Origin of the sequence: Streptomyces sp. NBC_01261, assembly GCF_036226385.1 — a bacterium.
Taxonomy (GTDB): domain Bacteria; phylum Actinomycetota; class Actinomycetes; order Streptomycetales; family Streptomycetaceae; genus Streptomyces.
Window position 1 is genome coordinate 418,948 of the sequence record NZ_CP108463.1, and the last position, 14,329, is coordinate 433,276.

General features: G+C 69.8%; 9 protein-coding genes and 1 pseudogene. 5 read left to right on the forward strand and 5 right to left on the reverse strand.

All coding sequences use genetic code 11. The features are described from left to right. Positions 1-39: 39 nt before the first annotated feature. On the reverse strand, positions 40-240 hold the full coding sequence (locus OG226_RS01840; protein ID WP_329347509.1) for a hypothetical protein: 201 nt from the start codon (positions 238-240) through the stop codon (positions 40-42). Next, positions 237-2,216 carry a hypothetical protein gene (locus OG226_RS01845; protein ID WP_329347510.1) on the reverse strand — a complete coding sequence of 660 codons (1,980 nt, stop codon included), beginning with the start codon at positions 2,214-2,216 and terminating at the stop codon, positions 237-239. The genes OG226_RS01840 and OG226_RS01845 overlap by 4 nt, the downstream gene beginning before the upstream one ends. A gap of 1,029 nt (positions 2,217-3,245) precedes the next feature. On the opposite strand from OG226_RS01845, the gene OG226_RS01850 reads away from it, so the two are divergent. Continuing rightward, positions 3,246-4,817: an SDR family oxidoreductase gene (locus OG226_RS01850; RefSeq protein WP_443066851.1), complete on the forward strand. Its 1,572-nt coding sequence runs from the start codon at positions 3,246-3,248 to the stop codon at positions 4,815-4,817. 267 nt (positions 4,818-5,084) lie between these two features. Here OG226_RS01850 and OG226_RS01855 read toward each other — a convergent pair. Both OG226_RS01855 and OG226_RS01860 read right to left on the reverse strand, forming a co-directional pair. Next, positions 5,085-5,174, reverse strand: a pseudogene (locus tag OG226_RS01855) (DUF4383 domain-containing protein); the annotation flags it as partial. Positions 5,175-5,301: 127 nt separating this feature from the next. Beyond that, on the reverse strand, positions 5,302-5,787 hold the full coding sequence (locus OG226_RS01860; protein ID WP_329347512.1) for a MarR family winged helix-turn-helix transcriptional regulator: 486 nt from the start codon (positions 5,785-5,787) through the stop codon (positions 5,302-5,304). A gap of 75 nt (positions 5,788-5,862) precedes the next feature. Here OG226_RS01860 and OG226_RS01865 point away from each other — a divergent pair, with 75 nt between their 5' ends. Further along, on the forward strand, positions 5,863-7,974 hold the full coding sequence (locus tag OG226_RS01865; RefSeq protein ID WP_329347514.1) for an MMPL family transporter: 2,112 nt from the start codon (positions 5,863-5,865) through the stop codon (positions 7,972-7,974). Between the two features lie 1,775 nt (positions 7,975-9,749). Here OG226_RS01865 and OG226_RS01870 read toward each other — a convergent pair. After that, positions 9,750-11,129, reverse strand: a complete 1,380-nt coding sequence (locus OG226_RS01870) for an IS1380 family transposase (protein ID WP_329347515.1) — start codon at positions 11,127-11,129, stop codon at positions 9,750-9,752. Positions 11,130-11,264: 135 nt separating this feature from the next. Between OG226_RS01870 and OG226_RS01875 the strand changes: the two genes are divergently transcribed. The 3 genes from OG226_RS01875 to OG226_RS01885 all read left to right on the forward strand — a co-directional run bounded on the left by OG226_RS01875 (position 11,265) and on the right by OG226_RS01885 (position 14,271). Continuing rightward, positions 11,265-12,803, forward strand: coding sequence for a transcriptional regulator (locus tag OG226_RS01875; RefSeq protein WP_329347516.1), 1,539 nt, complete (start codon positions 11,265-11,267; stop codon positions 12,801-12,803). Further along, a complete protein-coding gene (locus OG226_RS01880) occupies positions 12,800-13,372 on the forward strand; it encodes a helix-turn-helix domain containing protein (protein WP_329347517.1) in 573 nt (190 codons plus the stop codon). The genes OG226_RS01875 and OG226_RS01880 overlap by 4 nt, the downstream gene beginning before the upstream one ends. Positions 13,373-13,557: 185 nt before the next feature. Beyond that, entirely contained in the window at positions 13,558-14,271 is a 714-nt protein-coding gene (locus tag OG226_RS01885; protein WP_329347519.1) for a ParA family protein, read from the forward strand. The last annotated feature ends 58 nt before the right edge of the window (positions 14,272-14,329 follow it).

Sequence of the window (14,329 nt, forward strand, 5' to 3'; positions counted from 1 at the left end):
GGCCCGCGAGTGACGATGTCCTGCAGAACAGGCCGCGGTTCACTGACCTGCAAAGGCGCCAACTGGATTGGCAACACCGGCGGTCCTCGTTCTCCTCCAGATCGCAACTGCCCTCCTGTCGCCGGAGACCTGAGGCCGCAGACCGACGAGTGCGCCGAAATGGCCGTTGGCAATCAGGGACAAGAACTTCGCCCGCGTGATGCTCACCCGGCTGGTCGCAATGCGGCTGGTGTCGATCACGTTCCGGGAGTACCGACGGCGTTCAGCCCTTCGCCGGTGGCGAGGCGGGCCCGGACGGTGATGCGTGGGTTGTGGGGGGCGGGTACGGCGAGGGTGCGGGCCTGCTTCGTGGCTGTCACGTCTCCGCTCACCGTTAGGCGTGTGACGGCGCGGCTGCCTGCGGCCAGTGCATACCAATGGCCGTTCGGGGAGCGCCAGCCGTCGGCGGCCACGATGTGCTGGCCGAACCGGCTGCAGGCCGCGGTCGCGCGGGCCCGGGTGATGATCCGGGCCGGTGCGCCGGGTGCGTATGCGTTCGTGCGGAAGGAGACCGTCACGTCGCCGGGTCCGCGCCAGGTGTCGGCGCGGGCGCAGGTCCACACGGCGTGGCCGCCGCCGTCGGGCAGGTCCTGTTCGGCGAAGTCCCAGGTGTTGACGGCGCGTACGCCGGTGTCGCGCAGCAGCTGCAGGGAGCAGGCCTGGTGGGCCCAGGCCAGCAGGGCCTGGGGGCCGGTGGCCTCGCGGGGCTGGCGGGCGGGTGGTGTGCCGTGTCCGGGCAGGGGGGTGTAGGTGAGGTGGACCGGGGACAGGTCGCCCAGGGGGGCGAGCAGGAACGCGTGGTGTTCGGCGATGCGTTGCGAGGAACGCAGTTGCAGGACCGGCCGGCTGTCGCAGTCCCCTGTCGCGGGCCCGGTTGCGACCGGGTCCGTGACGCCGTCCTTCGAGACGTGCAGCGCGCGGGCGGGGACATCGGGGCGCAGCAGGTCGCGGGTCTGTGTCTCGGCGATCCAGGGGGCCAGCAGGTAGCGGGCGGTGCTGCCTGCCGGGGTGAGGGTGAGGGCCGCCGCCGTGGTGACGTCCGCGTCGTCGGCGCGGGCGACGCTGAGCTGCGTGTCCCGCGCCGCGGAGCGGGTCTCGCTGTAGCGGGCGAGACGCTGTCCGTCGTAGAGCAGCACCACGGCGCGATCGTTGACGTCCCCGGCGTACAGCAGTTGCGGTGCGTTCGCCGGCGGGGTCGTGGTCGTGGCGGGGGCGAGGTGGAGGTGTGTACGGGCCTGCGGGTGCGTCCATGCGGACAGGGCGCGGTCGAGCAGATTCTGGTCGTGGACGCGGAGGCCGCGGGCCGGCCATGCGGTGAAGTCGACCCGCGAGGTGTTGTCCCACACTCCGGCGGCCGTGCGCACCAGGTCCCCCGGACCCGGCATGCTGTGTGCCGCGGGCGCCTGGGTGGCCTCCCGGTGTGCCGTGCCGTCACCGGCCACGGCCAGGGTCACCAGCGTCACGAGTCCGACTGCGGCCGTCCCCAGGATCAGGCGGGTTCGCCGGGTGCGGCGCAGGAGATCGGTGGGGCCGGCCTGGAGGGCGCAGGCGTCGAACTCCTGTGACGCGAGCAGGGCGGCGGGGGGCCTGCGCGCGTCCTCCTCCAGGAGGTCCGCGGTGCGCAGGGCGGCGGCCGCGTCCGGTGTGTCCGCCGACTCCAGCAGGGCGAGGACGGTGTCGGGTGGCAGGCCGTGGATGGTACGCAGCAGGAAGGCCGCGCGGGCGGCGGCGGGCGCCGCGGACAGCCGCTGCGCCAGGGCGAGTTCGTCCGCCCCGCCCGAACGCGGGAACAACCGCAGCCCCCAGACCATGGGCAGCCGGGGCCGCAGAGCTCCCGGGTGGACGAAGCGTGCGGGCCACATCCGCGGACGCCGCCCGTACGTCAGCGCGGCGCGCAGCACTTCCACCAGTAGGCGGCGTTCGACGGTCTCCCCGCTGCGGGACTCCTGGCGCGGCAGGGGGACGGCATGTGCGGTGTGTGCCGTTCCCGCGCGGCGCAGCGTCCGCTGGACGAGGGAGTGCGCCACGAGTACCCGCCGGTGCCGGCCGAGTGAGGCGGGAAGGACGAGATGCGCCAGGCGGACGAGGTCGCCGTACTGCTCGACGAGGACGGATTCGGCCTCTCGTACCCGGGACCTGACGCCCCCGGCGCGGGGCCGGAGCGAGCGAAGTTGCATGGAGCGGGACGCTTTCCGGGAGGGGACGTAGCGATGTGCCGTTGCGTCAAACGAGTGAATCCCGGGCCGGTCACTGCCGGGGGGGGCGTACGGCGGCGTTCCGCGCGGTCACGCGGTTCGCGCGCGCTGTGAGCAACCGGGCCGTCTGCGTCGGCGAGTTGTTGTGCGGCCTGGGTCCGCCGACCTGATCGCAGCCTCGGTACCACGGGGGGCAAGCCTCAGCGAGAGTTCTTCCAGCGGGTGAGGGCGGACGTGGCGCAGACCGCCCCGGGCGCCGTCCTTCTACGTCGGTGACCACTCGGCCGGCGCCGAGTCCGGGTACTACGCCTGGCGGGACCGTCCGCCGTCGAACCGCCTGGTGGTCAAGCACGCCTGGCCGACCGAGGCCACCGCGGGCATCCACACCGCCTCCCGCGGCACCTACGGCTCCCGCCGGGTCCACACCGAACTTGGTCCGGGCCTGCACATCCATGTCAGCCACGGCACCCGTGGCGCTGCTGATGCAGCGCGCCGGTCTGCACAGCCTGCCCGGCAGCCGGCGACCCGCGCCAAGCGCTCGACTCCACCCAACTCGGGGCAGTCCGGAGCCCTCACCGATCCCGAAGCGCTTCATCTCCGGACGTGCCGTGGGGCTTACGCCTGATACCCACGGATGTTTTCGGACGTACGGTGCATCCGTAGGCCGGTGTCCGCACGAAGAGGTTGTAGAGGCGGCCGACGCCGAACCGGACGATGCATGGCCCGGACACCACGCCTGTGGGCAGGTACTCGGCTGTGGTGCGGCAGGGCAGCGGGCGGGCCCGTCCGTGGCGCGAGGCCGTCCCCGGTTATACGGAAAGACACTCGTGTATGCGGAAAGGCACTCGTGGGTATCGCGTGTGGCGCCGTGGCCGAGGGGCGACGGAACCGGGCGGCGCGGGCTTCATCGGCCCGTCCGGCCGCGACGCCCCGAGGGGCACGGTCACCTCGTTGCGGAGATGATCGGACGACGAGGCAACAGCGTCGGAGCAAGCGTGTGGAGGCAAGAGCGTGAGCGCGGACGGACAGCGGAACGCGACCGACGCCGCGGACGGACATGGCGGGCGCGGGCCCGAGCGGCTGCACTGCCTGGTCACCGGAGCGTCCGGCTATATCGGCGGACGCCTGGTACCGGAGTTGCTGGAGGCCGGCCACCGGGTACGCTGTCTGGCCCGTTCGCCGGACAGTCTCCGTGACCATCCCTGGACCGGCGACGCAGAGACGGTTCGCGGGGACGTCACGGACCCCGAGTCGGTCGCCTCAGCCATGCTCGGAATCGATGTCGCCTACTACCTGGTGCACGCCCTCGGGTCCGGCGCCGGGTTCGAGGACACCGACCGCCGTGCCGCGCACGTCTTCGCCGAACAGGCGAGGGCCGCCGGTGTACGACGGATCGTCTATCTCGGCGGACTCACCCCGAAGGGCGTGCCGGAAAGCTCGCTGTCCCCCCACCTGCGTTCCCGGGCCGAGGTAGGACGGATCTTCCTGGAGGCGCCGGTGCCCGCCACCGTACTGCGGGCAGCCGTGGTCATCGGCTCCGGATCGGCCTCCTTCGAGATGCTCCGCTACCTCACCGAGCGACTGCCGGTGATGGTCACCCCGAGCTGGGTGGACACCCGCACTCAGCCCATCGGGGTGCGGGACGTGCTGCGTTACCTCGTCGGCTCCGCGGCCATGCCGGACGAGGTCAACCGGACGTTCGACATCGGCGGGCCGGATGTCCTCACCTACCGCGAGATGATGCGCCGCTACGCCCTCGTCGCCGGACTGCGCCGACGGCTCATCGTGCCCGTTCCGATCCTGACGCCCAGGCTGTCCAGCCACTGGGTCGGTCTGATCACGCCCGTGCCCGCCTCCATCGCCCGACCCCTCACGGAGTCCCTGCGCCACGAGGTCATCTGCCACGAGCACGACATCACCCGTTACCTGCCCGCCGAGCCGGGTAGGCCACTGCCCTTCGACCAGGCGCTCGCCTTGGCGCTCCAGCGTGTACGGGAGGCGCAGGTGGTCACCCGCTGGTCGTCGGCCTCCGTGCCGGGCGCGCCCAGCGACCCGCTGCCCACGGACCCGGACTGGGCGGGCGGCAGCCTCTACGAGGACGAACGGCAGGTGTCGGTCGACGCGTCGGGGCAGGCATTGTGGCGGGTGATCGAGGGCATCGGCGGCGACAACGGCTGGTACTCCTTCCCGCTGGCCTGGGCGGTCCGGGGCTGGATGGACCGGTTCGTCGGCGGGGTCGGCCTGCGCCGCGGCCGGCGTGACGCCGAACACCTGCGGGTCGGCGACTCGCTGGACTTCTGGCGGGTCGAGGAGATCGAGCGCGGGCGGCTGCTGCGGTTGCGGGCGGAGATGCGGCTGCCGGGCCTGGCCTGGCTGGAGATGTACTCCGAGACGGACAGCGAGGGCCGCACCCGTTACCGTCAGCGTGCCCTGTTCCACCCCCGCGGTCTGCTCGGCCACGTCTACTGGTGGTCCGTCTCCCCCTTCCACGCGGTCGTCTTCGGCGGCATGGCCCGCAACATCACCCGAGCCGCCGCCAAGGACACGACCGGGCACAAGCGTGCCCCTCTCCGGAGAAGTTGAGGACTCGTACCGTGGCGCCGGCGAGTCCTACCGGTCAGACGACTCCGCCGAGGTCGTATGCGGCGACGTGAGGCGGGGCGAGCACATCCGCCTGCGGAGGGATGCGGCTGACGGTACCCAGTTCGCCGGTCGGGGCCCGTCGGTCCACCCGGCCGCGTGGATGCAGGCGGTGTGGTGCGGTGGGATCCGCTCCGGGCGTACGCCGGCGCCGCTGTCGAGCACACTGCCTCGGCTTTCGGGCACCGGGGCTGGAAGGGACAGCCCGTGAGCGAGCAGGACGAGGCTGCACAAGGCGGCACCGTAGCGGTAGACGGTCGCCAGGTGGTGATCGACGGCAAGTTCGTCTCGTAGCTTCATGCATGCTTTTCAAGCCGGATGGCCGACTTGAGTGCATTACGCCGCTCTTCCCACGCGGCCACTCGATCGGCGACACCTCCCGACACAACGGAGCCGGGCAGACCGGAGGGCGTGCGGGAGCAGCCGTTCAGCGGCTCAGATGGGCGAGTTCCTGGTTCATCTCGGCGAGGAAGCGGACGACGACCGCCAGTTCGTCGGTGGTGAAGCGCTCGCACGCGGCTGCGGTGCTGTGGGCCAGCGGCCGGAAGTACTCACTGGCGACGCGTCGGCCCGCCGCCGCGTAGCGCAGGTGCACCACACGGCGGTCGTCGACCGCCCGGACACGCTGGATGTGACCGGCCTTCTCCAGCCGGTCGATGCACGCGGTCACCGCACCGGACGTGAGGCTGAGCCGCTCGCGCAGCCGGCCGGGCGTCATGGGCCCGTCGTCCGCGTCGGTGTCGAGGATCGCGATCAGAGCCAGCACGTCGGTGAGATGCAGCCCCTGCGCCTGGGCGAACTTGTGGGCGATGCGATTGAACTCGGCGTTCATTCCGCGCAGGAGCACAGCGAAGGACTGCAATCCCGTCGGGTCGTCTCCGGGCAGGGGTGACGAGGAGTTGTTGACGGGCATGGCCCCAGTATATGTTCTCTCAATCATTGAGATACTTGATGATTGACTTAATTCGGCAGCAGCCTGAGGATACTCATGGGAACCACACCGCGCCGGGCCCGGTGGCTCGTACCGCTCGTCCTGCTCTTCATCTGGCTGGGCGCGGGCGCAACGCTCGGTCCGTACGCCGGGAAACTGGGCGAGGTGGCCACCAACGACCAGGCCGCGTTTCTGCCGCAGAGCGCCGAGTCCACCCGGGCACTCAAGGCCCGTGAGGCGTTCGACCAGTCCGAGACCCTCCCGGCCATCGTGGTCTGGACGGCGCACGGCAACCGGATCACCAAGGCGCAGCAGACCGCCGCCACCCGCGCGGTCGGCGCACTCGCCGGAGAGCCTGGAGTGGTCGGCCGTCCCTCCCCCGCCCTCCTCTCCGACGACGGACAGGCCATGCAGGCCGTCGTACAGCTGAAGTCCGACCTCGGGAAGAAGCTTCCGGATGTCCTCGGCACGGTGCGTGAGGCGGTCCGAGGTGTGCCGACAGCCACCACGCAGATCGCGGGCCCGGCGGCGAGCCAGACAGATCTGTCCGACGCCTTCGGGGGCATCGACGGACTGCTGCTGGGGGTGGCGCTCGGCGCCGTGCTGGTGATCCTGCTGCTCGTCTACCGCAGCGTCCTGCTGCCGTTCCTGATCATCCTCGGAGCGGTGTTCGCCCTGGGCGTGGCCTGCGCCGTCGTCTACGCGCTCGCGGACCGGGGCATCGTCCGGGTCGACGGGCAGGTGCAGGGAATTCTGTCCATCCTGGTGATCGGCGCCGCCACCGACTACGCGCTCCTGCTGACCGCCCGTTTCCGCGAGGAACTCGCCGTGCGCGAGGACCGGACCGCCGCCGCGGTGGCCGCGGTACGACGCTCGTTCGGCGCGATCACGGCGAGCGGCGCCACCGTGGCACTCGGCCTGCTGGCCCTCCTCGCCAGCGACCTCACGAACAACCGCGCCCTCGGCCCGGTCGGCGCCATCGGCATCGCCTGCGCCGTGCTCTCCGCACTCACCTTCCTGCCGGCCGTACTGGCGCTGCTGGGCCGCACCGCCTTCTGGCCTTCCCTGCCCAAGGCGTCGGACGCGTCCGTGGAAGGGCACGGTGGATGGGGGCGGGTCGGCGCGGCCGTGGACGCCCGACCGCGTCGGACCTGGGTGGTGACCGCTCTCGTCCTGGCAGTCTTCGCTGCCTTCTCGCCCGCCCTGTCCGCCAAGGGTGTCCCCCTCGACGAGATCTTCGTGAACGACGCGCCCTCGGTCGCCGCCCAGAAAACGCTCGGAGCGCACTTTCCCGGCGGATCCGGCAACCCTGCCGTCATCATCGCCGACGCCGACCGGAGAGCACTGGTGACTGCCGCGGCCAGAAAGACCAAGGGCGTGGCATCAGTCGGCGCCGTCTCCGCCTCGGGACGGCCCGACGCCGGCGCGCCGCTCGTCGTCGACGGCCGGGTGCGGATCGACGCCGTCTTGGAAGCCGCGGCCGACAGCGACGCCGCCAAGGAGACCGTCGCCCGGCTGCGCACGAACCTGCACGCCCTGTCCGGGGCCGACGCCCTGGTCGGCGGGTACACCGCACAGCAGTACGACACCCAGCAGACCGCCGCCCGCGACCGCACCGTCATCGTGCCCATCGTGCTCGGCATCATCCTGCTGATCCTGATGCTCCTGCTGCGCTCGCTGCTGGTACCGCTGCTGCTGGTGGCCACCGTCGGGCTCAACTTCCTGGCGACGCTCGGGGTTTCGGCGCTCGTCTTCGAGCACGTTCTCGGCTTCAGCGGCACGGACGCCTCGGTGCCGCTGTACGGGTTCGTGTTCCTGGTGGCACTCGGCGTCGACTACAACATCTTCCTGATGTCCCGGGTACGGGAGGAGACCCTCGCACACGGCACCCGGCGAGGCGTACTGCGTGGTCTGACCACCACCGGCGGAGTGATCACCTCGGCAGGCGTGGTGCTAGCCGCGACGTTCGGGGCCCTCCTGGTCATCCCGCTCGCCTTCCTGGTCCAGATCGCGTTCATCGTGGCCTTCGGCGTCCTCCTGGACACTTTCGTGGTCCGTTCGCTCCTGGTGCCCGCCCTCGTGATCGACATCGGACCCCGGGCGTGGTGGCCGAGTTCCCTGGCCCGAGACACCACCGGGCACGGGACTGGACCGAAGCCTCCGGCGTGACGACGGCGCTGTCCGTCGTACCGCCGCGCCGTCGTCACCGGAGCATCGCGATGCCGGGCGATGCACCAACCCCGGATCCGGCCGACAGTACTCCGAACTCATTGGCAGAGCGGTCACCTCCGGACGTTCCGGGAAGGGGACCTGTGCCTGATACCCACGGATGTTCTCGGACGTACGGTGCATCCGCCAGCCTGTGCCCGTCCGAAAAGGTTGGCGAGGCCACCGACACCGAACCGGACGATGCAGGGCCCGGACACCGTGCCTGTGGACAGGTAGTCGGCCGTGGCGCCGCAGGCAGCGGACCGTGTCCGTCGGCCCGCGGCGCCCCGACGGGCACGGTCACCCCGTAGCGGAGATGGGGCCTTACCCCGTGAAGGTGGGCACGCGGTTATTGATCACGCGGCGAGCGTGAGTTTAGCGGTGTGGTGTCGGTGTTCGTATTCGTTGGGGCCGAGGTGGCCGTTGGCCGAGTGCCGGCGGCGGGTGTCGTAGCGGGCCAGCCAGGGAAATATCCTCTTTCTCCAGGTGCCGACGTCGCCGTAGTCGCGAGCGCCCTGGAGGGTCGCGCGCTTCAGGGACGCGGGAAAATCTCGCAGGCCGCGTTGTCGGCGCTGGTGCCGACCGTGCCCATCGACCGGGTGACCCCGAGCTGGTCGCAGGTATGCCTTGCACTACTTCTCCAAACGCGGGAACGCCCCCAAGTCGCACCCAAGACAGCACAGAGATGGGCAGGCCTCGGCAGTCGAACAGGGAGATCCCGACCACCACCGCCGCACCAAGTCCGTGCGGCATACAAGCGCCTATGTCCAGTCTCGACAGATTTCACCGCCGCACGCGGGGGTTCAATCCGCCGCGTCCAACGACACACGAGAGGGCGCTATCGGTAGCTGTCTCGACATGCTGCGCGAGCGATGTCACCCATCCTGGCCCGAGCACGGCTCGCCAGAGAAGGCGCCATCGGTGCTCAAGTTCAGCCAGAGCAGGTCAGCAAGAGGACGCCGCATACATGTACTTCAGCGTGCAGCCGGTGCCGGGATGTCCACTACAGATCGACACCGGACCGCATGTGACGCCCGGAATGCCAAATACGTCGCACGCGCAGTGGACAGGGACGACCATACTTGCAGCCCGAATTCGCCCCCGATTCGACCCGGACAGTTTGTTCAGCGAGAACACATGCCCTCTGAACTGCGAAAATAAAGAGCGGCAGACGAGTCAGGCTGTACGCCGAGTATTCCTGACGCACCCTTCTGATCTGCGCTTTCGAGGATCGTATCGGTTGTGACCTGCTAGGACGGGTTGCAGAGGCGATCGGAGGCAGTCAGAGGAAATCGCTCGGATTCGACCCCGGTTCGACCCGGGCCACTCAGAGGCAGTCAGAGGCAGCGACCTCCGCAACTGGCCCTCCAGAGGCCCGAGTTAACGGGTCCGGATCATGGGTGGCGACTCTGGCGAGACCTCTGATTTGTCTTCGGTCGAGCCGTGATGGGAACGCCTGCCTTCCATCGGAGCCAGGTGTACGAAAGCCTCCAGGACCGGAAATCCTGGAGGCCTCGCTGGCGCCGATTGGAGGTCGGTACCGGACTCCACCCGTGGTTTTAGCCTCGATCATTCATGAGTCCTCGTCGGTTCGTTGACGGGGGCTCTGTGCTTGCGTGGTGCGGAATTTCGTGGGCTGGGGCAGGTTGGTGGCCCGGCTGTCGCGTCGGGTGGGCGCCGGGGTTCCACGGCTCCGGGATGTTGCTTTGGTTCGTCGGGATGGTCGTAGTCGCTGGTCAGCCGGGGTTCGGCAGGGCTCCGAGTCGCTGGATCGCGCGGGTGATCACATCCCTCCAGGGCCATCGGGCTGTGAAGCGGAGCCAGCGGCAGCGGCCGGTGGTGACCAGCTGGGCGGCGGCGGAGAACAGCCGCAGGCGAAGCCGTTTGGGCTCCCAGCGGCGGGTTTCTGCAATCAAGGCGAGCATCGGCATCCAGGCGAGGAGGTCGAGTGCGATCTGGACGATCTCCAGCCAGATCTGGTTCTGGGCGGTGTCGTGCAGGGGCAGGTTGCGCAGTCCGGTGGCGCGGGCGTTTCGGATGCGGTCTTCGCAGCGGGCCCGTCTGCGATGGCGTAGTTCGAGGTCGGCGAGTTGGCCGCCTTTGGTGTTGGTCGCGAAGCAGGTCAGCCGCAGTCCGTCGAGGTCGGTGAAGCGCAACTGGGCGCCGGGGTGCGGGCGTTCCTTGCGGACGATCAGCCGCATCCCCTTCGGCCAGGCGCTCAGGTCGGGCATGTCGGTGATCTCCGCGACCCAGGCGCCGGGCCGCTCGGTGCCGCCCGCGTCGTAGGCCGGCGTCCATGCCCTCTTCGGGATCTTCAGTACGGCCTGGTGGAGGGCGTCGGTGATGGTCATTCCGACGGAATACGACAGCCACCGGCCCCGGCGGGAGAGCCAGTCGAGGAAGGTGTGGGTGCCGCCGGCGGAGTCGGTGCGGATCAAGGTCTGGCGGCCCCGCCGCAGGTGTTCCGGCAGTTGGGCCAGGGCGAGTTGGGCCGTTTCGATGTGGTCGGTGGCGGTGTTGGAGCCGGCGTTGCCTGGCCGCAGCAGCGCGGCCACCGGTTCCCCGGAACCGGTCTCGCCGTGGTCGACGAACGCGACGAGCGGGTGATGGCCGAAGGTCTTCTTCCACGTTGGGGTGGCATCCTGCTTCTCGGAGTGCGCCAGGACGAGGACGCCGTCGATGTCCACGACCACGCTGCCACCGGCGGACGGACCATCCGCACCGGCCAACTCCCAGACCCGCGACCGTACTTCGGCCCGCGCCGACCGGATCGTGGTGAGAGCCTTCGGGCCGGCTGCAGCGAGAGCGTCGACGAGACGGGAGACCGTCGGATCGGAGGCCACGGGGCCGAACACGTCGGGCTCGGCCCGCAGCATGCCGACGTCGGCCAGACAGTCCCCGCCGAGCGCGACGGCCAGGGCCACATCCAGCAGGATCTTCCCCGGATCGTGCACTGCCCGCGGCTTGCGCCACGGTGCCAGTGCAGCCGATATCGCGGTGTCCAGCCCGGACTTGCGGACCGTCTCGACCAGCAGCACCGCCCCGGCCTGCGAGACCACCCCACGGCCGCCGCCCTCGACACGAACACGCGGATACGACCCGCTACGCTTCTTCACCTGGAGAGTGCTTCTTTCCTCGCAGCTGACAGGACCCTCGACAAGTCCCATCGTTGCAGGTCAGCAGCACTCTCCGCTTATTTGATCAAGACCCGGACAGGCCCACTCGCGAAAGCGCGAGGTTAGCGGGCCTGGGTGGCGTCTCTGTCCTTGCGGGACGGCTCCACAGTGGCACACAGCACCCACCACACCGACTCACACCCACGGCTTCCTCACCTGCACGAGCGACTGGGCCTTCACCGGCTGCCCCGGTCTGCGGCTGACCTGATCCTGCTCGGCGACCTCACCGGCCGCTACGCGGCAGGCAGTTACAGCAGGCTCAGCTCCGATCGCCGGACCCTTGTCCTGCGTGAGGACCGCCAGGGTGCGGCCGAGCACGGTCACCGGATCACCGCCGCCATCGCCTGCCACGTGGCCCGCGCCGGCGGAAGCATGGACGAGCTGGCGCAGTTGCTGCTGCACCCCGAGCACGAGGGTGGCCGGCACGCACGGCACATCACTGTCCGCTCGGGTCAGTCGCGGGCTCTGGACTACATACGCCGGGTGTGGGCCAGCGCGTCAGATGCCGTCAGCGGCACGAGAGTGCTGGAGTCGCGCCACCGTGCGCACGAGGTCCTCGCCGCGCTGCGCGACAGGATCGAGACAACGCCCTGGCGCGGGGAACGGGGGCGGACCGCGCTGCGGGTACTACGGGCCCATCTGGACTTCGCCGAGATCGCGGGCGGCCCTCTGCACCAGGCCAGCGAGCGGCAGACCGCGGAGGGGGCAGGGATCTCGCGGACGACCCTCCGGGTCGTCTATGAGACCGTCCTCAAACCGCGAGGCTGGCTCCGACGCCTGCGAATAGGACATGGCCGCGAGGGCTCGACCTGGTACCTCGACGACGGCAGGACCGCCCACGACGGCATTCCCGCTCCGCGATCTCGTTTCCGGACCACTCAGTACCCCCCCGACCCGGCACTTGAGGACTGGCCCAGCCCTGAGACAGATCTGTCGGCCGACATCGACTCCAGCGTCATCGGCCGTCTGATGGGCCACGACGCCTTCGCCCACCACGGTCTGGGCAGCGCCGCACTCTTGATCATCGGCGCGCTGCATGCCCGCCCGGCGCAGACAGCCAGCGAACTTGTCGGCTCGTCCTCGGTCTCCCGCGCCACGTCCTACCGCACTCTGCGACGCCTGGCCAACCTCGGCCTCGTCCACCACATCGGTGAGACCTGGACCCTCGCACCCGGCGCCTTGGAGGGCTTCGGGAGCAGTACTCCGGCGTCCGTGGACGCCGAGTGTGCCGAGCCGGCGCAGGGGTGGGATTCGCTTGCGCAGCGGCATGGAACCACGGGCGTCACGGCCCGGCGTAAGGCGCTTCACGCTACGGAGCGCGCGGCGTATCGCAAGGTGCTGGAGCGGCTGTCGGAGCACCGCAGCAAGGCTGTGGTGATCGTCCGCGAAGGGCGCCAGATCCTTGTCCCGGCACCCTGGCCCGATGAGGTCACATCCACCTTGCAGGCCAGGGACGGATGCGTCCTGGATCCGGTCACCGGACGGCCCACCCCTGACTGGCGGATCGCGACCGACGGTCGGCTGATCCTCATCACGCCTGCCGACCAGCGCAGTTACGACGAACTGGCTGCCGCTCATGCCGAAGCCCTCAGCGAATGGGAGTCCGCAGCATGAACCCACACCCCCCGAACACACCCCCGGACGGTGAACCACCGACTCCGCAGTCCCTGCGTCAACGGTACGAGTCCGGTTCCACCGTCGAGGAACTCATGGCTGCCAGCGGCCTGTCGTACGGCACTCTTCTCAACCGGCTGCGCGAGGCCGGGACCGTGATGCGCACCTCGTGGCAGACCCGCCGGATGCGAGCGGACCCAGAAGCGCGCCGACGTCTCGCGGCCCGTCTGCGAACCCTCTACGAGGAGCACGGAGCGACCCTCACCGAACTCGCCGCAGCGGCGGGTGAGTCGAGAGTCGTTGCCCGGCGCCTGCTCATCGAGGCCGGCGGCACCGTGCGCACCACGAAGCAGACGGTGCAGATCCGTTCTGCGGCGCGTGCCGCCAGGCAGCAGAAGCTCGCTCTGTCTCTGCGGGCGCGCTACGAAGCTGGCGCCACCGTGCCCGCACTCGCCAAGGAGTGCAGCTACTCCGTCGCCACCGTCTACCGGCTTCTGCTCCAAGCAGACACCCGTATGCGTCCCCAGCACGACCACGGTCCGGCTCGCGCTCCACGGAAGCCGTCATGAGCACCCCCGGCATCACCGGTGCCGGTCGACATATCGGACAGGTCAAGAACCCGACCCGCCATCCCAAACACAGCACTTGTGCTCGGGCGCCCCCGCCGTCGGACGACAGCCATAGCCCGACGTCAGCTCCGGCCGCCGAAATGCGCGGAACAACACCCCTTCCAGATACAGGAGATCAAAGACACGTGAACGAGAACACCCGTCACAAGACCGTGGCCGCGGCCACCGGACGCGTCTGGGACGCGTTCGTCATCGTGGTCGGCATGCTCAAGGGCGGGACTGCCAAGACCACCTCCGCATGGTTCATCGCCCTCTACTACGCCGTCGTCCTCGGCCTGCCCACCCTGCTTCTCGACGCCGACGCGTCCAGCCAGTCCGCCTACGACTGGTTCAAAGTCGCCCAGGCCGCCGGCTTCGAGATCACCGGCAACCTGCTGGTCGAGCGGTACCCGTTCGACGACATCGCCGAGTACATCCGTACCAAGCGCGCCGAGTTCGGCGCGATCGTGGTCGACGCCGGCGGCGGCAGCGCGAAGCTGTTCCACGAGGCCGTCACCGAAGCGAACCTCCTGCTCATCCCCGTCGCCCCCACCAAGATCGAACGCCGCAAGCTCGTCGCCACCTTCGACGAGGCCGAACGCGCCGCCGCCCGCAACCAGCGGGACGTCACCGCCCACGTGGTCATGGTGAAGGCCGACGACCGCACCAGCCTCCCCCGAAACGCCCGGGACAAGCTCCTGGAGCCCGCCCACGGTGAGGGCATCGGCCCCGACCGCGACGAACCCTTCCCGCTCGCCGACACCGCCATCCACTCCTGGGTCCACTACATGGAGGCCTTCGGCGAGATCCCCACCGAACTCAGCGAATACACCAAGCTGATGAAGGAGCTGACGGCATGACAGACCGCATGAAGCCCCCGGCCCGCCGCACGAGCGGTCGCGCCCTGGGCGGAGCCAA